The organism is Citrobacter freundii complex sp. CFNIH2 (assembly GCF_002880615.1).
Classification (GTDB): domain Bacteria; phylum Pseudomonadota; class Gammaproteobacteria; order Enterobacterales; family Enterobacteriaceae; genus Citrobacter_A; species Citrobacter_A amalonaticus_F.
In genome coordinates this window covers 899,428-918,670 of the sequence record NZ_CP025757.1, presented here as the reverse complement: position 1 = coordinate 918,670, position 19,243 = coordinate 899,428, and the positions used below count along the sequence as shown (strand labels likewise).

30 protein-coding genes and 1 pseudogene are annotated in these 19,243 nt (G+C 52.2%); all 31 read right to left on the bottom strand.

The features are described from left to right. Position 1: 1 nt before the first annotated feature. Entirely contained in the window at positions 2 to 352 is a 351-nt protein-coding gene (locus WM46_RS04710; RefSeq protein WP_102601574.1) for a hypothetical protein, read from the bottom strand. After that, on the bottom strand, positions 352 to 834 hold the full coding sequence (locus tag WM46_RS04705; RefSeq protein WP_102601573.1) for a DnaT-like ssDNA-binding protein: 483 nt from the start codon (positions 832 to 834) through the stop codon (positions 352 to 354). The genes WM46_RS04710 and WM46_RS04705 overlap by 1 nt, the downstream gene beginning before the upstream one ends. Further along, positions 831 to 1,445, bottom strand: a complete 615-nt coding sequence (locus WM46_RS04700; protein ID WP_102601572.1) for a hypothetical protein — start codon at positions 1,443 to 1,445, stop codon at positions 831 to 833. Before WM46_RS04700 ends, WM46_RS04705 begins: the two co-directional genes overlap by 4 nt. After that, positions 1,427 to 2,884, bottom strand: a complete 1,458-nt coding sequence (locus WM46_RS04695; protein WP_102601571.1) for a glycosyltransferase family 2 protein — start codon at positions 2,882 to 2,884, stop codon at positions 1,427 to 1,429. The genes WM46_RS04700 and WM46_RS04695 overlap by 19 nt, the downstream gene beginning before the upstream one ends. A gap of 19 nt (positions 2,885 to 2,903) precedes the next feature. Continuing rightward, positions 2,904 to 3,131: a hypothetical protein gene (locus WM46_RS04690; protein ID WP_102601570.1), complete on the bottom strand. Its 228-nt coding sequence runs from the start codon at positions 3,129 to 3,131 to the stop codon at positions 2,904 to 2,906. A 15-nt stretch (positions 3,132 to 3,146) separates the two neighbouring features. Further along, positions 3,147 to 3,758 (bottom strand): Fur-regulated protein, encoded by a 612-nt coding sequence (locus WM46_RS04685; RefSeq protein WP_262360454.1) that lies wholly within the window; start codon positions 3,756 to 3,758, stop codon positions 3,147 to 3,149. Between the two features lie 153 nt (positions 3,759 to 3,911). Continuing rightward, complete coding sequence (locus WM46_RS04680) at positions 3,912 to 4,859, bottom strand: major capsid protein (RefSeq protein WP_060816039.1); 948 nt, start codon at positions 4,857 to 4,859, stop codon at positions 3,912 to 3,914. Between the two features lie 9 nt (positions 4,860 to 4,868). After that, positions 4,869 to 5,654 carry a hypothetical protein gene (locus WM46_RS04675; protein WP_102601569.1) on the bottom strand — a complete coding sequence of 262 codons (786 nt, stop codon included), beginning with the start codon at positions 5,652 to 5,654 and terminating at the stop codon, positions 4,869 to 4,871. Between the two features lie 256 nt (positions 5,655 to 5,910). After that, positions 5,911 to 7,023 carry a phage minor head protein gene (locus tag WM46_RS04670; protein ID WP_102601568.1) on the bottom strand — a complete coding sequence of 371 codons (1,113 nt, stop codon included), beginning with the start codon at positions 7,021 to 7,023 and terminating at the stop codon, positions 5,911 to 5,913. Continuing rightward, positions 7,010 to 8,413 carry a DUF4055 domain-containing protein gene (locus tag WM46_RS04665; protein WP_102601567.1) on the bottom strand — a complete coding sequence of 468 codons (1,404 nt, stop codon included), beginning with the start codon at positions 8,411 to 8,413 and terminating at the stop codon, positions 7,010 to 7,012. Before WM46_RS04665 ends, WM46_RS04670 begins: the two co-directional genes overlap by 14 nt. Beyond that, positions 8,413 to 9,987 carry a terminase gene (locus WM46_RS04660; protein WP_102601566.1) on the bottom strand — a complete coding sequence of 525 codons (1,575 nt, stop codon included), beginning with the start codon at positions 9,985 to 9,987 and terminating at the stop codon, positions 8,413 to 8,415. Before WM46_RS04660 ends, WM46_RS04665 begins: the two co-directional genes overlap by 1 nt. After that, positions 9,984 to 10,472, bottom strand: coding sequence for a DUF2280 domain-containing protein (locus tag WM46_RS04655; RefSeq protein WP_102601565.1), 489 nt, complete (start codon positions 10,470 to 10,472; stop codon positions 9,984 to 9,986). Before WM46_RS04655 ends, WM46_RS04660 begins: the two co-directional genes overlap by 4 nt. Positions 10,473 to 10,503: 31 nt before the next feature. Continuing rightward, on the bottom strand, positions 10,504 to 11,142 hold the full coding sequence (locus tag WM46_RS04650) for a putative metallopeptidase (RefSeq protein WP_102601564.1): 639 nt from the start codon (positions 11,140 to 11,142) through the stop codon (positions 10,504 to 10,506). Positions 11,143 to 11,145: 3 nt separating this feature from the next. Next, positions 11,146 to 11,517, bottom strand: a complete 372-nt coding sequence (locus WM46_RS04645; protein ID WP_102601563.1) for a hypothetical protein — start codon at positions 11,515 to 11,517, stop codon at positions 11,146 to 11,148. A gap of 57 nt (positions 11,518 to 11,574) precedes the next feature. Then, entirely contained in the window at positions 11,575 to 12,105 is a 531-nt protein-coding gene (locus tag WM46_RS04640; RefSeq protein ID WP_102601562.1) for a DUF2514 domain-containing protein, read from the bottom strand. Then, complete coding sequence (locus tag WM46_RS04635; RefSeq protein WP_102601561.1) at positions 12,102 to 12,551, bottom strand: lysozyme; 450 nt, start codon at positions 12,549 to 12,551, stop codon at positions 12,102 to 12,104. The genes WM46_RS04640 and WM46_RS04635 overlap by 4 nt, the downstream gene beginning before the upstream one ends. Continuing rightward, positions 12,538 to 12,867, bottom strand: a complete 330-nt coding sequence (locus WM46_RS04630; protein ID WP_099530457.1) for a phage holin, lambda family — start codon at positions 12,865 to 12,867, stop codon at positions 12,538 to 12,540. The genes WM46_RS04635 and WM46_RS04630 overlap by 14 nt, the downstream gene beginning before the upstream one ends. Positions 12,868 to 13,129: 262 nt before the next feature. Then, positions 13,130 to 13,927 (bottom strand): antitermination protein, encoded by a 798-nt coding sequence (locus tag WM46_RS04625; protein ID WP_102601560.1) that lies wholly within the window; start codon positions 13,925 to 13,927, stop codon positions 13,130 to 13,132. Further along, positions 13,917 to 14,063, bottom strand: coding sequence for a YlcG family protein (locus WM46_RS26300; protein ID WP_152405020.1), 147 nt, complete (start codon positions 14,061 to 14,063; stop codon positions 13,917 to 13,919). Before WM46_RS26300 ends, WM46_RS04625 begins: the two co-directional genes overlap by 11 nt. After that, positions 14,060 to 14,416 carry a RusA family crossover junction endodeoxyribonuclease gene (locus WM46_RS04620; protein WP_102601559.1) on the bottom strand — a complete coding sequence of 119 codons (357 nt, stop codon included), beginning with the start codon at positions 14,414 to 14,416 and terminating at the stop codon, positions 14,060 to 14,062. The genes WM46_RS26300 and WM46_RS04620 overlap by 4 nt, the downstream gene beginning before the upstream one ends. Then, complete coding sequence (locus WM46_RS04615) at positions 14,413 to 14,703, bottom strand: DUF1364 domain-containing protein (RefSeq protein WP_102601558.1); 291 nt, start codon at positions 14,701 to 14,703, stop codon at positions 14,413 to 14,415. The genes WM46_RS04620 and WM46_RS04615 overlap by 4 nt, the downstream gene beginning before the upstream one ends. Continuing rightward, positions 14,696 to 14,866, bottom strand: coding sequence for a NinE family protein (locus WM46_RS04610; RefSeq protein ID WP_102601557.1), 171 nt, complete (start codon positions 14,864 to 14,866; stop codon positions 14,696 to 14,698). The genes WM46_RS04615 and WM46_RS04610 overlap by 8 nt, the downstream gene beginning before the upstream one ends. Beyond that, positions 14,859 to 15,308, bottom strand: a complete 450-nt coding sequence (locus tag WM46_RS04605; protein WP_102601556.1) for a recombination protein NinB — start codon at positions 15,306 to 15,308, stop codon at positions 14,859 to 14,861. Before WM46_RS04605 ends, WM46_RS04610 begins: the two co-directional genes overlap by 8 nt. A 391-nt stretch (positions 15,309 to 15,699) precedes the next feature. Then, complete coding sequence (locus WM46_RS26805) at positions 15,700 to 15,855, bottom strand: DUF551 domain-containing protein (protein WP_410374626.1); 156 nt, start codon at positions 15,853 to 15,855, stop codon at positions 15,700 to 15,702. Between the two features lie 66 nt (positions 15,856 to 15,921). Next, positions 15,922 to 16,263 (bottom strand): annotated as a pseudogene (locus tag WM46_RS26800) (dATP/dGTP pyrophosphohydrolase domain-containing protein); the annotation flags it as partial. Positions 16,264 to 16,805: 542 nt separating this feature from the next. Then, entirely contained in the window at positions 16,806 to 17,105 is a 300-nt protein-coding gene (locus WM46_RS04595) for a hypothetical protein (RefSeq protein WP_102601555.1), read from the bottom strand. Positions 17,106 to 17,107: 2 nt separating this feature from the next. Further along, the gene (locus tag WM46_RS04590; protein WP_102601554.1) at positions 17,108 to 17,827 is read right to left on the bottom strand and encodes a hypothetical protein; all 720 of its coding nucleotides are present in this window, start codon (positions 17,825 to 17,827) and stop codon (positions 17,108 to 17,110) included. Continuing rightward, positions 17,824 to 18,021, bottom strand: a complete 198-nt coding sequence (locus tag WM46_RS04585) for a hypothetical protein (RefSeq protein ID WP_102601553.1) — start codon at positions 18,019 to 18,021, stop codon at positions 17,824 to 17,826. Before WM46_RS04585 ends, WM46_RS04590 begins: the two co-directional genes overlap by 4 nt. Beyond that, on the bottom strand, positions 18,018 to 18,275 hold the full coding sequence (locus WM46_RS04580; RefSeq protein WP_102601552.1) for a DUF4752 family protein: 258 nt from the start codon (positions 18,273 to 18,275) through the stop codon (positions 18,018 to 18,020). The genes WM46_RS04585 and WM46_RS04580 overlap by 4 nt, the downstream gene beginning before the upstream one ends. Beyond that, positions 18,272 to 18,835 (bottom strand): hypothetical protein, encoded by a 564-nt coding sequence (locus tag WM46_RS26585; RefSeq protein ID WP_262360453.1) that lies wholly within the window; start codon positions 18,833 to 18,835, stop codon positions 18,272 to 18,274. The genes WM46_RS04580 and WM46_RS26585 overlap by 4 nt, the downstream gene beginning before the upstream one ends. Next, on the bottom strand, positions 18,832 to 19,242 hold the full coding sequence (locus tag WM46_RS04570) for a hypothetical protein (RefSeq protein ID WP_102601551.1): 411 nt from the start codon (positions 19,240 to 19,242) through the stop codon (positions 18,832 to 18,834). Before WM46_RS04570 ends, WM46_RS26585 begins: the two co-directional genes overlap by 4 nt. Position 19,243 lies beyond the last annotated feature (1 nt).

Below are 19,243 nucleotides of genomic sequence, written 5' to 3'. Positions count from 1 at the left end.
GCTACGCCCTCAACTGCGCTTTGTAGCAGAGCACCAGCGAGGCAGGCTTTGCCGGGTTGGGTTTAACAACTCGGTGGGCTGTGCCATCAATATCGACCACGTCGCCGATTTTAATTTCCTGCTCTGCGGTAAAGACGATTCGAACATCACCGTTTACGATAACCGTTCCGTCTATCTCACCGGGTGCGTATTCCGTTTTAACCCCGATCGCAGTGAACGGAACATCATCCGTTTTATGCTCGACACCACCGATAACAGTCACGGAGCCTTTACGGATTACGCTGTATTCCGTGCCGTTTTGCCTAAGCATGCGGGTCGCTGTCGCCTGCATGCGCTGATAGTCAATAGCCATTACACCCGCTCCGCAAAAGTATTAATGGCATAACCTCGTCCACCAGCCAGATCGCCGAGAATAGCCACTACAGCCGGATAAGACGGCGTAAACACCTCACCATCGGCGACCGCATAGGTCATGGTGACTGCGCCTTCCACACGTTCGGTTTTTACTGCGGCTTCACGGACACTTGAAAGCAGATCACCATCAATAGCCTCGACTGCCAGCATGGTTTGAGCAGTGATGACCTGTCTTGGCACTTCATCTGCGGGGAAGTCATAACCATCAGTTACGACGTTCACGCGCGGCCACGCCAATGGCTGACGCGGATCAGCTTTAAGACCCACCCAATCAAGACCTTCCAGATAGTCCATCGCCTTAATTAGCAAAGGGCCGATTTTTTCTGGTAATTCAATACCTCGAATCTCAGCGAAGGCGACTAAATCACCCTCACTGGCATAGCTATTAAAACCGGGGGTTGTAGGGTCGGTGATAATCATGATGTCCTCAATGTCGGGAATATTGCCAGCCTCCACGCGCGGCGGCGCTCTGTTCGTGGCGCTGCGTCGGGATGGCGCTCTACAGGTTCGCCATCCGCATGATCAACCAGCGAATAGCACGGGTAAATCACCTCGCCGCCATAAGCATCACCAACGGCATAATCAGCTGGTTTTCTGTTGTCCCACCGGGACAGCACACGCTCAATGTGATGCTGTGGGACGCTGTAGCAAACGCCATGTATCAATCGCGGCAACGTGATGTAATTGGTACGCGTCTTGTCGGCTTCTATCAACCGCTCTGCTATCTGTGACTGATACTGTGGTGGTCGGCCAGTGCCAAGATAAAAACTGATTAGATGATCTGGATATTCGTCTATCCATTGGCGGAAACCGTCAACCGATTCGGACAGTGGCAACGCATCATCTTCGATGATCACAACTCGACAATCCTGCTTTGAAGCCCATTCAAGCGCGCGGCGATGATTCCAGGCCGCGCCATTGTCCCCGCTATCAATTAGCAGAACTGCACTCAATAATTCAGCCAGACACAACGCCTGCTTGTACCTTGAGTGGTGTCCGACAACCACAAACTTCACTTGTGTTTCCACCAGGCGTACTCCTTACCGATACCTTCAGACTTGAACACTGTGTGGATGCGCGGGCCGGTTACTATCCGATCGCCGAAAGACTTCGCCACTATGCCGAATGCCAGCATGTCACCCACAGCTGCGCCAGCCTGTTCTTTATTCCAGAACCGATAACTCTCAATCCGGTAGTAAAGACGGATGATGCCGTGAGCAAAGGCCATTACATCAGCGCGCGTCCCGCCCAGCAGCCCGGCGTTAAGCATCACATCGTTGCGGTGCTGTTCGATAAACTCCTGATAGATGCGCTCAGGATGATTCTGTTTTGCCCAGGCGTCAGCGTAAGTTTTTGGTTCGGAGCCGACATAAACCTTGCCGGGTTCCATCTCATCCCACGGCGCGCAAAGCATTTCGACATCAGTTCCATCAGTACACCAGACGAAGCGGTATTCAGGATGATCGCGCAGGTACTGCCAGATGTGCAGCCAGCGCCGGAAATAGACGTTCATCGCGACATCTGGAACTGTCACCAGTTGAGCACCATCAGGAGCGGCGGTTAGCTGATCGGCCAGCACTACGGCATCGGCACCCCGGATTGATTTGGCCCAGGTGGTCAGCGCCGCCGGGTCAGGCTGCATTCGGCTACCGCGCTGCGGGTCCGGTTGGCTCGTCAGTAATGTTGTGATTACAACGTCGCGCTGGCACCGGTATTCGACATAGCCGGTATATCCCGTATCGCGCCGCTCGTTGTGGATTTTCACATTACGTTCCACCAGCGCTTTCCGGTCTGCCGTTGGTACTGAACGGTCTACGGCTTCATGCTCATCGAGCGAATGAATCAACTTATCTGAGCCGATTACATCGGCATAAGCCCACGTCGTCAGCCCGGCGTTATGGATGCGCAGGGCAAGGTCGCTGTGTTCGTACATGCCGCGCCCGTAAATCCAGTCGAAGCCACCGAAATGAACGATAGCGCTGCGGTGGTAATACAGCATCACGCCACGCTGTCCCGTGTACGCCACATGCTTATCGTCGCTATAAAGCACAGCGAGATCGTTAAGCTTGCGCGGCCCGGCAAGGTCGAGAAACTGGTAAGCCAGGTGCGGCTCTGGTGATTCGATATAAGGAAGATGCCAGCCATCGGCAATCGGCCATGCGTCATCGTCCCACAAGAAAAGGTGTTCGCATCCGGCATCCATCAGCACGGTCAGGCTGGCGTTCTTCGAAGCAACAATGCCGAGTGATGTTTCCTGGCGAACCAGTTGCACACCAGCAGGAACTACGGCCGCAGGCTTTGATCCGTCATCGACAACAACCACCAGCGCGCCAGCAGGTAAAAACTTCATGTGCTGAGTCAGGGCGCGGTTCAGAACGTCAGCACGATTGTGCGTTGAGATTGCTATTCCGATACGGGCAGAAGAATTGCAGACAGGCGCATACGGGACATTATCAATAATGACCTGCATATTTTCTCCAGGAGGAAAACTACTGACGTTTGATGATGACTTTCCCGAAAAGCGTTTGCCGCTTCACTTCGCCGTTTTCTGTTGCCACGTAACCACGCTCATCGAGAACCGCCGAGATCACTTCACCTTTCTCATCGTCAGCGGTGTAAACGCGTTTAACCTCTACGCCGTCGAGATAGACTGTATATCGTTCAACACCGGGATTAATCTTCCTGCCTGGATCGCCATCTAATACAGTGAGACGCATATGACCTCCAGCTATTTAAAACCCAAGAAGGCGACGGAGTTTACCGTTACTTCTGAAATCTCTTTCTACCGCCGCTAAAGCCTGCTGTACGCCTTCGCCAGCGGCGTTCTTCATAGCATCGCGCAAACGCTCAACCTCTTCGTTAGCTGCCAGAGCATTCCGCAGAATTTCTTCGATGTTGTCATCAATACCAGGTTTAACTTCGAACTTATCGGTACTGATGGTTACCTTGTTCTGCACAGGCTTATCATTGCAAACACCATAGTTGATGTTGTAGATAATGGTCACTGCCTGAGGCGCTTCGGGTTCCGCAGCGTAAATTTCACCACCAATGAATGCGTCATTGATGAATACTTTACCGCTGCGATCAATTTTGAACCCGTTGCCAAATTGTGTGTTTGCCAGGTGGTTAACGGCAAACTCCTGCCCTTCCGCTGTCAGGAAGGTGAAGTGGTTTTCTTTCTGGTATTCCGTCGCTGTGTGTCTGGTTTCAGCAAAGCCCAACTCGCGGAGTTCGGCGGCACCGGATTTCGATGGCAGGTCACCGGGTAGCAACGCCCCACGGTAAAACAGCGCATAGAGCACGTCAGTAGCTGCGCCAGATAGCGTAATGATTTTGTTGCTCATGATACGTTTCCTTTTAGATGTGAGCCTGTCCACCAGAACGCAGCCCGAGAGAGGTCGCCACCTGTACGGCGTTCTCAGGCTCACTTTCTGAAAGACTCTCGTTGGTTAGGCGCGGTGGTCGCGCAATAAAAAAGGGGCCGAAGCCCCTGGTGATTAGCTGCCGCCGCCGAGCTGAATCAACACCCCCGCAGTGGATTTGTTGCTGGTGAAGTGTTTCTTCCAGTTCCCCTGCGTGCCAATGGCGGTAAGGTCCGGGTTTTCGCCTTTGGTGGTGTCCCAGCTGTACCCCAGCAGTTCGACGTTCACCGTACCTTCAGCACGATAGCCGATTGCGAGGTTTTCCTGGTCGTTGATGTCATAGGAGCGGAACCCCGGGGCCTGAGACTCAGTTACTGATACAGCACCGGCCACCAGCCCCAGAATTGCATCAACAGGCATCGTATCGGTTACCAGAACCGGTTTACCCAGCGTACCTGGCTGACCGCCGTACACGACCACGCCTGCTTCTTCGTAGATTTTGTTGTCGATTGCCTGATCAACAATATCGAAGTAGGTAGTGGAGTGCATGACGAACAGAGAAACGCGGTTGAACTTATCACCGTAGGTGCGCAGGCCGCGAGTCAGCGTTTTCTTGCCGTCAGTGGCAATGTCAGCCGTCACGACCATATCAGCGTTGGCACCGATAGCGGCAATCAGCCCCTGAAGCGCGTACTTGATGTAGCCCTCCAGTGTCGCGTCAGCCACATCGACACCGATCACCTCAGAAAACTCGCTCACATCACGCCCGCGACGCTTGAACGCTTCTTCCGTAGTTTCGTACGGACCATATTTCCACGGTGCTTTTACGCTGACGGACTCGCCCGCGCCGATTTTTTTACCCGTTACCGGGTCAGTAGAGTTAACGTCACGCGCTTCGATAGAACCGCCGACTTTATAGAAAGCGCGCTTACGGAAATCACCTTCGATCAGTTCGTTATCGAGAATGATTGCACCATTAGACGCCTGGTTAAAAACATCCAGATTATCCTGACGGCGCTCCAGAAACGCAGTTTGCGCGAGATCGTCATAAATAATCAGATCAGTATTAACGGTCGTAGCCATTGTTGTTCCTTACTTTGGTAACCTGAGGAAGGCCTGTTGTCCGTGTTTACGGATGTAGGCTGTTTTATCGGCCGATGTCATTTCAGAGCGTTTAAGAGCGCCGCTTCCCTGCTGCTTATGACCACCTGCATCCGTGCCTTCAGCGCGGGGGAACAGGTGCGGCGCGGATTCTTTCAGGGATTCCGCCCACTCAGCAGGGCTTAACGGGGTCTTGCCGTCTTTGCCGAACAGAACATCACCGTTTGCATCAACAGCTACGGCCTCGCCTTCGTCGTTGAGCTGGAATGTGCCTTTGGCACGGAGGATCAGGTCGTCGGACGCTTCAGGCAGCGCGCCGACGGTTGCAGCCGCCGCGCGAATTGCATCAGCCAGCACCCGATCCCGGAATTTGTTGGAGAACGCTTCGGCTTTATCTGCGCGCTCGTTAGCAGCTTTGATTTTCTTATCAACGTCAGCGCGTAAACGTTCAGTACGCTTGTTCAGCACCTCATCAATTTTTCCATCGGCGATCAGCTTTGCTTCTTCATCGTCGGAAAAACGTTGCAGAATGCTGCGTACAGCGTCAGGGTCGATGCCGTCAAAACGTTTGAGGGATTCGGTGGACTCCTTGAGCTTTCCGAGCAGTTCAGTATTTTTGTTTTTCAGCCCTGACACCTGAGCTGATACCTGCTCATCAATCAGCTTCTGAATTTCTGGCGTAATTTCTGGTGCGCCGCCACCGCCACCGCCGCCACCTTCACCGCCTTCACCACCGGCCGCCGAATAATATTTGATGAGCATGTTACGAATAAGCATATTGTCCCCTTGGGATATTCAGTGTGGGCCTGGCCCAATAAAAAAGGCCGCCCGGAGGCAGCCTGTTGTGAGTTTGATTGAAGATAAGGAGTGGTTTCGTTAACTCAGTGCGAATCGTTAACGCATCCGTCTTTTAAACCAGCACGGTATCCGCGCTGAAATGTAGAGAGTTGCTTCTCTTGCGCGATGTGCGCATGCCCGCTTTTTACCGTTAGTATTTCCCAGCACAATTTCAGCCGGTTAATTAATGTTAGTTTCATAAACCCGCCTCTCTGAATGCCTGTTCGTCACGTTCCCGCAACTGCGCCAGCGTCAGCCATTCGCCTTTATCGGTGTAGAACTCATCAGGAGACATGCCACCATCACGGACAAGTCGCGCGCGTTTCTCACCAACGATCTGCTTTTGTCGATCGAACGACTGGCGCGAGAACCATTCCTGATAAGTTGTATCACCGGCAACCTGTCCGTCCATGCTGGCGCGAGTACCTGGCGGAATATCGCGAACATCAATACCGAGTTCTTCGGCTGATTTGAGGATGTAAGTTTCGGTGCTCCGGCAACAGAAGTGGATGCGCCCCGGGCCGGACAGATACGGAACCTTGTGACCAATCGGCTTACCTTCGAGCGTGTATTTCAGCCTGTCCCGTATGCGGCATTGCGCCGTTGTGCGATTGTCCAGGGTGGAAAGCCACTGCTTACCCTTCATCAGGTCGTTATTGGCGTCAGCAAAGCTGTTACGCGCCGTCGCCGCAAGATGCCCCACTGCCGTTTTCGCGATACTGGCGGCATTGGCGCGACTCATCTGTAACGCGCCATCCTGATAGCCGCGATTAGCGTGACCGCGAACCTTGCGCGCTATCTGCTCTGTCGTATCGCCCAGCAAAAAGCCCTGTCGCACTGTATTGCTGATGCGGTTTAGGCGATCCGCTTCGAGATTTGACGCCCATTCGCTGAGTAATCGCCCCTGAAAGGGTTTCGCCATCGCTGCGGCATACAGCGCGTCAGGAGAGATACCCACCAGAGGATGAGCGTCGGTCACAAAATCAGGCAGCAGAGAATCAAACAGGCTCAACTGATACCCCGCCTCATGTTGCGCCAGGTCGTTCAGTTCTTCGGACAACCCTTGCAGCATTGACTGAATCGCCTGATGGTTCACTGCCCTGACGCTGGCGAGTAATGCCTGAAGGCGCGTTACAGTGAAACTGTCTGCATCAAGACCATCCATCGCCACCAGTAATCGTGCTGTCAACTCAGCATCACTTTCGTTGAGCAGCTTCACCATCCTGTTGGCAACGCCGGTACTGTAACGACTAATCCAGATAGCGTGCGCTATGGACTCGTCACGCAGTTGCTCGTTAACCGTCGCCATTACCGCCTCCGATCAACGTTGGCTCCTGATTGCGGATTGTGTCGATTACATCTTCAACGCTGTCAGCGGGGTCTATGATGTCCAGTTTCTGCAACGCGCGTACCATATCGGAATCACGAATTGCGCCGGACTGCCATGCCGCAACAATAGCTGTGACTATCCCTGACTCAGCCACTCTGGCGATAAATTCCTGACTGATAACGAATGTCGGTGTTTCATTTTTCACACCAAGATAGCGCGCGCACCACGCGAGAACTCGGCCATAGGCTTCAGTGACGTTCGCTGCACAGATACCCAGAACAGAAGTCGATGCCGTCTGCTCTCCGGTAGCTTGCGTGGCTGTCTTGACAGCAGAATTCTGCTCAATTAACCGGGCGCCAAGCTGCACCATATAATCACGCTTGCTGTCCATTGCCTCTTTAGCGAGGGTGTTGGGCTGCGCCTGTGCGTAGGTGAACCCGCCTTTCTCTGGTAGCAAAAGTGGTGACCGGGAGCCGACTTTAATACCCTGTTTTTGCAACCAGTCTCGCCATTCCGTACCCAATCCTGTGATTACCGGCTGCACCTGACCGCAGAAGAACACACTGTCCTCATAGTCAGCGGAATTCCGGTAATGACCCAGATTAATTTCTGTCAGCGCTGCAAGTGGGGATTCATCAATTGTCGGATCGTTATTTTGCGCACCAACAAACGTAAACGGAATTTCATTCCAGTATTTTTCCCCTTTGGGCTTAGGCCAATATTCGGAATCGATTTCATACGCCCCGGATTGCGTATCACCCGACCTGCGCCAGACCCGGCAAACGAATTTTCCCTCCTCCAGCGCCAGTTCACGATACTGGATGCGTTCCTGAAATCCGTAACCGTCAGGCTCTTCAATACACTCGCGCAGCACCACCAGCACTAGCTGATCGCGTCCGTTAATCCTTTCCGTGCGCCAGTTGATGATATTCTCTGCCAGATAGCGGAGAATAATGGCTTCATCACTGGCGCTGGCGTAATCAACGTAAAGCCCGTCACGGGCCGCCTCAAGAACATTTTCAAGCACCTGCTGCGCCTGCTGGTAGATACTTGTCCCGGCACCATCAGCATTGTTCTGAACGTAAGTGAGCTTTTCCGGTGCGGTCAGAGTCGGGTCTTTACGAAAGGCAAGGCCCATCAGGCCGATTTTCGTATTCCCCGTTACCGCATAGAAAACTGCTCTTTCAATGTACGCCTCATTGCGTTTTTTGTTTCGCGCTGATTTATCGGAGGGATCGAGATACGGGAGATACGCGTTCCCGTCAGCCTTAACGGCATCCGCCCCCTTACAAACATCGCGAATTTTTTTCCACACGGGCATTGCCGCCCCGACCTCAGGACGGACAAAGGTAATGTCGTTATTAGCCATCAGAATGTTGTGTCCAGTGAGATGGAGAAAGCGGGCTTCGGAGGATTGTGCAGAACTGCATAACGAGTTCCGTCCCAGTCGTGGTCTTCCTGCTGTGTATCAACGTCATCAGGGTTTTTGCTGTCGCGGACGAGTACAGGAATACGGCTTATCCAGCCACGGCAGTAATCAAAAACATAAAACGCGGGTTTTTCTGGTATCCCGGATTCCAGTTTTTTGCCTTCGACAACCGCCTCCAGCATGTCAGCGAACAACGCGGCACCATTAACGCGAGAACCGGGCTTTTTGTTGGCCTCAACCCATTTAACACCCTGCACTTCCATTTTCTGAGCGATTGAAAGTTCATCATCGCCAGTGTTGTAGATCGCGCTATCGGCCGGGCCGGGAACAACCTTTTTGCAGATGCCCGGCATGATGTTGAGTTGTCCCTGAGTGACACCATCGAGTTTTATCTCGTCAGGTTCGTCAACTTCCTGGCCTGTTAGCCGCTTATCAATCCACGCGACGCCTTTTGCGACGTTGGTAGATGACATGTTCAGCCCTTTATTCAGTTCGTCAGGCGGGCAACCGTACCACTCGCCAATCAGAATCAGAGACCCGGCGGGCGGGCAGAATTGACGCCCATCCGGCAGCATCGCGACAGTGCCATCCGTACGCGCCCACCAGAGGTTAGAAAACGGTTTCGACTCCCCCCAGTCATGGGATCGGTCAACAGTCCAGCTATCCGGTATACGAAACGGTTTAATGACATGCAGTGATTCATTCCACAGATGGTCAAAGCGACCGCCGCTGGTCACATCCCATGAGCCCTCTACCCACGCCTTGCGACGGTTCGGGTCTTTAATTGCCATCAGCGTTGCAATGTACTGCGGATCGAGATACGGGTTCTCTTTGAAAGAACCGTGTATCGCGACGCGGGTTAACGTGATCTCTTCTTCCCGCTCGGTTTGAGGGTTGAACACTAATTGCTTGTGACGCTGTACAGTTCCGCGCGGTGCCGGTTCGATAAATCGTTTTTTTACCCAGGTATGACCAATGCCAAATGGGTTTGTCGTGCTGAATACTTCGAGTGGGATCGGTTTTAGCAACGATCCATCTTTTCGCGGATAGTCTTCAGGCCGGAACGATGAGCGGCGACACGAAAACATTGCTTCGTAGAAATCTGAGTTAGGTTGTTTGGTCAGCTCGTTAAAGCCGATAAACGGAAATTCCTGTCCGTGGAAGTTCCAGTAATCATCAGCTTCGCTTCCGAACCGGAACAGCAGTTCTTCACCAGTAGGCCACACCCATCGCAATTCACTCGCAGACCGAAGAAAATTTGCCCCGTCGCCGAACAGGTTATACATACGCTTCGACTGCGTGATGATGTCTGCAAGGTTTTTATACTCAGTGTCAAAAATGACACCGCGCCAGAATGAACCATAACCGACACCGACATTACGGCGAAAACGCGCCAACTGCGCAGCGGTTTTGCCTGGTCCACGTGTTCCCTCGTAGAGGATCTCATTACATGGGCAACTCAGCGAAAGAGACTGTGATCCGGGCAGAGGCTTCCATACAGCCTTGTAATTCATCCACCAAGAACCTCATTTTGTTGTTTCTGCGCAGCAGCTTCCCATTCGTCAACGTTGTCACAGGATGGAACGGGCATAACGTTGTGAGTGGATATAACGTTCTGTTCAACCTTCTGCTTGTTGGTATAAACGTCACCGACCTCTTTCGCAGCCTGTTCGAGAAGCTGGGCCGTCATGCCGAGGTTTTTCATGTTCTCGGCGGTCACAGACATTCGTTGCAGTACGCGAAGCCGATAAGCCTTATTAGCGATCGGGATTTCTGCAATTTCCGTCTGGAAGCGCTCGCGGGTTTCGTTGAAAAGTTCGACCCACTTTTTTGCAAGCGTCTTACCGCTGACCTTCGTAGGATCGTGAGATTCAGCCTGTTGCCGGGTTATATTGATCCCGAATTCTTTTTGGACAGCCTCGACGACCTGCGATGGCGTGTCATAACACGCAAGCGACTGAATGATGAAGGCTTTCACATCAGGTTTTAATGCAGCCATAAATCACCATTCGTCTTATACAGTCCAGTATTTAAGCCAGTTTCAACATGCACGTCCCGCACGCTCTGGCGATGTTAAGTTTTGCCACCTCTGCAGGTTGATTGGCTGCGTCCACCAGTTCTTGCACGTCGGCGCTAGCACCATATCGACGGACCACGCCAACGAACTCTTCAACATCGTGACCACGCATACACAATTTCGGCAGGCCGGAGTCACGGTAGAACTTCGGGGAGCCGTATTCATCGGTCTCCTGCGCTATGTGGTAAAGCTCATGCTCTACCAAAGCGCAGAACTCGAGGTCACTGCATTGTGAGCAGTAGTCGGCTGCCAGCGTGATGATGAACTTCGGGATGCGCCCGAACCATTCATGCATCTGCTGTTCCATTCTTGCTTTCTGCCAACCACCGGCACGGAGCATTACCTGTTCGGCCTGACCAAGAACATATCGCCCTTTTTTCGCGAACGATTCTGAAGCCCACATAAAGCACAAATCTGCTTCAATTAAATGGGCGTGGTCAGGATTATGTATGCTTCCGCTATCGCTGAGGATTTGTCGGCTTATCCACTCATGCGCTTCATTGGCGGGAATTAATCTGGTGTAGGGCTGCCAGTTATCGGGGCCAATGAAATTAACTGGTGGAAGTGGCCTGCGCTCGTCTTCGTTCACCATGAGTTAATCCTGTTTGAAATGCGGCAGAAATGCCGTGAACATTCTGTCGAGCAGATAGCAGTAGGTTTCGTTTGCCGCTCCAGTGTCGATTGTCACACCAACATCATTGCAGCAGTAAAACGTTGCGTGTGCGCATTCGTGAACCAGTGTGGCGGCATTGTTATCAAACACACCTACCAGATAAAGATTCTCACCGGTTTCATCATTGACGAATTGCCGACACATGCCGTTGAACATGCTTACATCAGCCAGGGAAACACCAAGCGCTTTTTCTGCCTGCTGCCATTCTTCTTTTGACCGGCACAGATACACATTCGCACAGTGAAACAACGGAACGAAAAAGCGCGGTAACTTAGGCCATTTTGTTTTTGCCATTTTTATTAGCTCAGTATTTCATTATCGAAGCCCCTCAGTGAAGAGCTTCTGTAATGCTTAATGCGCGAGCGCCTGATTGCTATTCGAATCCATCACTGATTCGTAAATCCGCTCACACGTCATTCCGGCGCGGTAGCGTTCGTCAGCGATTCCAGCATAACGTTTAGCTTCTGCTGCAATATCTCCGAGCATGTCGGCGAGCATTCTGGCGTCGGAGTCGGTTGTTTTGCTTCTGACGGTAGCGGCAAGATCTGCGGTGTGCTTTGCGGCGTCCAGGCGGGTAGCGAGTTTTGTTGCTTCGGTGCGCAGCTGGCTAACAGTGGCAGACAGGCCAGCAGCAGTGGCAGCAGATTTAGCGGCTTGTGCTTGTGCATCTTTTACAGCCTCATCACGGGCAATAATACGCCCTTGTTCAATCATGCGGGCGGCGGTCTGCGCGTTTGCTGTTTGCGATGATTCCGCGCTATCACGTTCCGCCCACTTCTTTTCCCAACCGCGGCTGCTCCAGACATTTCCGCCGATGAATGCGACGGATACCAGCGATATCAGAGCCAGTGGCTTCCAGTACTTCTCAAGAATGACTGTCATGACAGGAACACTTCACGCTCAGCCTTGCGGCGTTTCGTGAGCCCTGGCATTTCTTTTCCACCTGCTTTATTCCAGCGGAGAAACTCATCAGCAGCACCTTTGATATCGCCTGCATTAAGCTTTTTCAGTAGCGTGGATGTTGATAGCGCCCGCGATCCGACGTTGTAAGCGAACGAGACCAGCGCATCGAACTGACCCTGCGTCAGTTTTACTCTGACAACCTTCAGCACGTCATTCTCATAACCCACCAGCCCCGTTTTTAGCAGCCGATCAGCAGTAACCTCGTCAATCGTCATCCCCGGTCTTACGGGCTTGCCGTCTACCGGGTGAGTCCAGCCGTATCCGATGGTCCACGGATCGCCACCAGTACCGGGGTCAGGATATGCAGTGAGCCTACAGCCTTCGAACTGCTTAATCAGGCGAATACCCTTTTCACTGGTGATCATCGTTCACTCCTGCCCGTTTTTTAAGTGCGCTGATGGCGATTTCGCGCAGCTTGTCTACGCCGACGAATCCAATCACACCACCGACGAACGGTGATATCGATACAGGAAGGCCAACCACGTCAAGTGCGCTGGTGATGCATAAAGAAAGGGCGCCACAAAGGACGCCCTCAAGCCATTTATTTTTTCGTGTTGCCCCGTCATATATCAGGCGACCATAAGCAATGAGTCCGGCCATTGACGCCCCCAGAATCTGGGGCCACGCATTTTTGAGTCCGGTCAAAACCGCAGCCCAGAATTCAGGGTTCTTGTCATTCATTTTCATAGCCTCACCTCGCATAGTTAGCGGGTGCTGTTTGTAGTAAGGGTCAGGCTTCACGGGCTGGATTTATCAACAAAGCTCGTAGCGGATGATTCCCGTGAGGCCTGAAATAGAAAAGGCCGCCCGTAGGCAGCCCTAAATGCAGAAAACCCCGCCGGAGCGAGGTTCTTAATTCTTGTAACGTCACAGGCGTAATAACCCATCGTTGGAACCAGGTTAGCCATTTTCCGTTAATTTTGCAATAGCTAAATTATGCTGGTCATCGAGTCACGTTTCCCAGAACCTTTTCTGCATAGGATTCCTCAATGTGGCAATGCTCCACCAGCCGATCGAAGAACTGTTTATAATTGTAGCGCCATACCATTTCTGTTATTCCCAGCGCCTTAAAAATCTCGGTATCTTTCAGGCGTGGATAACCTCTTCCCTTGCATCTCGGGCATTTTTTATAAACCGGTAAGCCCTGCAACTCTGATTTTTTCTTGTCGAGAATTTCTCCGCGCCCCCGGCAACGACATTCATTTTTCACATGGCCTTTTCCCTCGCACTCCTTACAAACTACGCGCACTTGCTCGCGTACTAACCTCCACGCCTCCCAGTCTGATGGGGAAATACCTTTCGTATCTTTCACCCATTTTGGAGGCTTACCATCCGGGTAAGTAACCTTGTTCGTGAAAACCTCAGCATCAATAAATTTCTGTCCGTGGCAATCCGGGCAAGTGATCAGACTGGCCGCGCTGAGGGAATAATCGCGAAACACATAACGCGCCACAGTATCGAGAAATTTTGAGCGCTCATTCTCTTCCATTTTTCTAAGTTTCCCGTGACGTTCTGCGCGTTGCTCTGCCAGTTGTTTGATGTAGGCGATGATATTGTCCGAAGATAAAACCCCGGCTTTTGCCAGATACAATTCAATACCCGCAGCAGCCTTTGCAGTAAGTAGCCCGAGGGACGCCATTACGTCAGTAATAGTCAGCGTATCTGCTGAAATACCGCATGGAACAGCGCCGGGCACCATGGATTTAGGCGAAAAATATTTTGGTAAGGACTCAAGCTTCATTTCGATGCTCCCGTTTTGCTTCAATGCGGATGTAATTACGAAGGATGCGGTATGCCACCGGAAAAGATCCCCGGTAGCGATAAATACGGAGACGCAGCCAGCGCCAGCGAAGAGACTCAATAACCTCAGGCTTCACTTTGCCTCCTCGATGATGATCTGCCCTTTCTCGCCCCAGATTTTGGTAACCCGACCATCCCAGACGTGACTATCTTCATCAAACACTGCATCCAGCAGCGCCTTTTCGAGATTGTCCTTGTCTGGTTTCTGCTGATGTGGCCTCCCGGCGTGTTGGGCTCGCTTCTTCTTGCTCCAGCTTTGGGGCATGGGGATAACGAATGTGATGTGATAACCAGCTTCCGGCAACTCGATGCCCAGCAGACGAACCTGCGCTTTGTATGACCAGTACGCCACTGTCGCTGGCCGTTTGTGCCATCTGTCGCGCTGAGTCATTCTGGGCTTGCCGATCGGCGTGATGTCGTAGACTGTCATGATTTTATGAGGCCCTCCTTCAACCAGATAACCTGAGTTCGGGCCATCCCCTCCAGCGCGCACTCCTTTGCATATTCCGCATCGACCAGACGGGTACGGCGATCAATCTCGTCGTGGCAGCTACTGCATGCGATGGTGGCAATCAGGTCAGGCGGCTTGATTCCGGTCCCACAGAGGCCAACAAGTCGAATGTGAGCCAGTACTGAGGTTTCAGGGTTGCCATTGCATACGCCGGGGATCCGCACCTGACATTCGCGGCCGCGTGCGGCTTTGCATAAATTAGCCATGCGTCCTCCGCGCCGCGAGACGCAGCCATTTCTGATCCACCAGGCGGGATGTGTAATCTTTGAGAGTGGGTATTTCTGACGGGCTCAGTTCCGGCTTGCGCTTGCTGCGTGTCGGTACTTTGTAGATGCCGCCATTCATGACGCGATTGATGAGGTTAGCCATGCTGCTCACCCCACTGCTTCGCCCATTCGATTTCGAGGCGGGATTTCTCGCTGAACCTCACGCCCTTCTGCGTGCCGAACCAGTAGATAGCTTCAATGACTTCAACCATCTGCCGAACGGTCATCTTGCTTGTACGCTGACCGAACATCACAATGCCACCATCCAGCCCGGGAGCCATTCGTTGCTCCTGCTTTTTGGATTTGGCGACCATCGCGGTAATGAGGTCTTTCCAGTCATCTGAGTCGTATTTATTGCCGTACCAGAGAACCTGGTCGGAGAGGTCTTTCAGCAGCGGCCATAACTTACGATTCTGCAGAAGCGTGCGGGTCATCTCTTTGATATCGATAATCAGCGGGCGCTTAGCATCCACCGGAAGTTCCCGGATGAAGTTGATGGCGTTCTGTTTGACGGTGTCGTTAACTAGGTGGAATTGCTGTTTCATACGCCACCTCCGGGAGGTAACGCAGAATGCAGAAAATCGCAGGTGCATTTCTGCATCTGTGACAATTTGATGTATTCAGATTGTGGTCGCATATAATTTCCCAATCATATGCGCAGACCCCATCGCCGGGCGTTCACTCCGACGACAGGGTAATTATACCACTAGTTTTGAAAACGAGTTATCAAAGTTGCTTGATGTTGCGGATTGCATCGACTGGGTTAGGCATCTCGCCTCTCCTTTGGCGGAGCATCCAGCATGACTCTTCCCATACGGCGGGCGCATGCCAGTCGAACCTTGCGAGCCGCCTTCTCAATCGCCATGGCTGGCTTGCCGACTAATTTGCAGAAAATTAGGTTAGGGAGCATTACAGTGAGTACGTAGCGATTGAATGTCACGACTTCACCTCCTGCTGCGGTGCTGCTGGCAGTGGCATCCAGTGGGTTATTTTTCCAGGAACAGCGTCATACTTGTGCCATTCCTTCCAGTTATCACCATCCCACCAACCTTTCCCGGTATCGACTCCGTTAGATGTGATTACATCTACCATTCCTTCCGGCATCCGCTCACTGCAAGCCACCCAAGCATCCTGAATCACCGGAGAGTTGCCAGCCTCCTTGATATGCAGTCGCGGTTCTCCGTCCTTCGGCTCAGGCCACAGGCGCGCCATGTTCACCTTCAGCTTTTCTTCCATCGCTGCTGTGATTTCACCATCGCAGATACCAGCGCGCCGCTGGGCGTCCCATAACAGGAACTGCATATCAGCCCACTCGCTGAGGTCGTCAGGTTCTGCTGCGGCTTCCAGCGCCTCTTTCGACAGGTGCTTAAGTGGACCAACAGGGCCAACATTTCCGAACGTGGTATCAGACCATTCAGCATGGCGCCGCCGGATTAAATTGCGCAGTTGAAGCGATGAGCCTTTCTCCTCTGGCAACTCATCACGATTACTTACAGGCTGGCTCCCCTGAAGCATGGCGGCACGGCTATTAAATCTGTTGAGGCATACGTTACGCAGAGGCTGCAAACATTCCGCCGCCGTCATTGCGTCAAGAATAGCGGGATCATCAGGAAGCAGATCGTCGCCGGTATTGGTGAAATCAAAATCAGCGCCGCATTCAGAGTTTGTACACTGGATGTGGTGGCAAGCGTGGTCATCTTCTGGATCCGCGCTGTTTTCTCCGCACCATTTCACTGGTGAGTTGCAGAACGGGAAAGGACGGAAGTCAGTCATATCCGGCATTCTCTGCGCTGGCGGGGTAGCGTACAGGGGAATAACCGCATCACCCATTGGTTCGGATAAGCACGTCAGGTGAAGTTCACCATGCTTAGCGTAAGCAAGCGTTTCCTCTGCAGCGTAAAGAACAGGCTCAGCCGCCAGCGATGCCAGCGCGATACGCGCCAGTTCTTCAGCTTCTTCTGCTGGCAGCACAACGTTGCTACCCGGTCCGTATGTTTCGCGCCACTGCTGTATTTTTAGCAGGCGTTCTCTGGTAATAGTGTTCATGGGTTGTCCCTCCCATCCGTGAGTGGTCTTGCAGTGTAAATAATCCGCCTTTCGCTTTCCGGCAAATATTGGTACGTACCAAATTCAATGTCTGCCCAATACTCTAATTCCCTCTTGCCGATAAACTGAAACCTCCTCTCTTGGTATGTCGGGTTACTATTTGCAAGGACAAACTTCAACACTTCATAACCATTTTTTCTCGCAATATCAGCGTGTTCCTTGTTCTCAGTAAAATGATGTTCTGAGCTATCTGGACTGCCAATGCGATACACAACGGATGTAATTCCCCCGTTCATGCTCATTCCCCCTTACCGATGCCAGCGGCGCGGTCGATTACTGCCTGTGCATCAGAGATTTCATGGTTGTAGCCTTCCGTATCATCAGCGATGCCATATAGCCATCCGGTTTTCAGACCGCTCAGGAAACATTTGTCGCGGGCAATTTCCAGTTCTGCCATGCGCCGATTAAGGGTTTTGATGGCACGGGTACCATCCTCCAGTTGATCACGCAGCACCCAATCACCCATAGCAATAAGCTTTTCATTGGTTGCTGGGGTTTCTACAGGGAGATAGGAGAACAACAAGCGACGCTTAACCAGGTCAACAAGACGCTCGTCGTTGCTTTCACTGAGCACATCAATAAGCCCCTCTGCATACGCGGCATTGATGCAGCCTGCCGCATTTTCAACGCTGTTTTTTAGCCCAGCATTCTCGCTTAACAGTTCGGTGATGCGCTTCTCTGCGGCTGCGAGACATTCACGCAGTTCTGACACGTTATCGTTGGCATTTCGGAGTGACGTGGTCACCTCATCAAATAGCGCAACCGCGATATTTTCCTGCTGTGTCGCCAGTTTTTCTGCGGCTTCCAGCGCTGCTATCAACTCGTCTGTATAGCTCTCTACTGCTGACGCTATAATACGAAGCTCATCGCTATGCACTTCCATAGTAAGGCGAGAAAGGCGATGCTGATTGGCGTGTTTATCGGTGCTCAGCAGCGCCTGTTTGTCGATATTGCTCATTGGGCTGCTCCTTCTGTCCGTACCGGGATGAAACGCGATGGCGACCAGTCGCAATAGGTATCCGTCTCTGTGTGTCCGAAAATGGCTTTACAGCGCCGAATATGATGGCAGTTGCCGCAATTAGAACCTTTTGGCAGACGCATTTTATCCGGGTCTGCAGGGTCATAATTCAGCACTTTGGTGGTATTGCTCATTGGGCGGACTCCTTACGAAACATCAGTATTATCAGGTCGCCTTTTGTTTCCAGTCGAACAGACCCACCAGGCTCAATCTCAGAAAGGTTGAATGCGTCATACATCTCATTAACAGCCTTCTGTCTCTTTTCCTGCTTCTTTCTGGATACCCATTGCTTAAAGGCGATACTGATAAACCATTCGCCGGCTTTAAACATGATGTATAACCATCCAATAACAGCTAAACCAGTATTCATCATTGCTGCGATGCTCATAGCGCGTCCCCCTTGCGAATCTGGGCGGCGAACTCGAAAACAGTTACACCACCTTCTTCTGAGTAATCAGCAGACGAAATATGCAGTCCATGAACAACGCTGCCGTCATCACGCTGAATGCTGCCGACCCACAACAGGCCGTCAGTAAAATCACCGTACCCGGATTCATGACCGTCACCACATTGCGAACAGATTGACTCAATATCAGATGGCTCAAGGAAAATTTGTTGAGGCACAAGCACGTAACCGTCTGGAATGGCGCTTGCCCGCACTTCAGCCAGGAAAGCGTCTGTGACTGGGGTTTTCAGTGCATCTGATGCAATATTTCCGCAATCATCAAGCAACTGTTCTGTTGGCTTCCATTCAAGGCCAAATGCGCCTCTAGCTTGTTCTGCACGGAAACCAGCACTGTAAAATTCAGCACATGACTTCAACCCCGCATTCTCCGCAGCCAGTCTTTCGCACTTAGCCTCCAGATTCTGCATTGTGATATCAGCAGAGCGGAATTCGCGCTTGGCGTTTTCTAACTGCTCCTGCAGTTGTTCGTATGTCGGTTTCATGCCCCTACCCTCCCGTAAACCATCATCAGGCGCTGATGCGCTTCGCTTTTCATGAACTCTGCAACCACTCCGTTTTTATCCGGGTTGTAGGGTATGAACATCTTCGGATCGTCTTTGTCAGCCGGCGCCTTAGCGATGCCTTTGGCTTGCTGGCCAGCCGCATTTGCCTCGACTGCTCGACGGGAAATCGCTTCCCTGCCGCCGTGATCGAGCCAGGTCTGATGATCAGCTTCGCTGGCGAATACACCGATGCCGGATACACTACGCAGCATGCCGAGTCTTCTCAGCGCTTTAGCTTCCTCGTAGTAACGGGAGCGACCGATACTCAAATCGCGGATCATGTCCGCTACGCTGACTGGCTGATTGGCTTTCACGTAGCTGACGATGCGTTGTTTTATGCTGTCCATC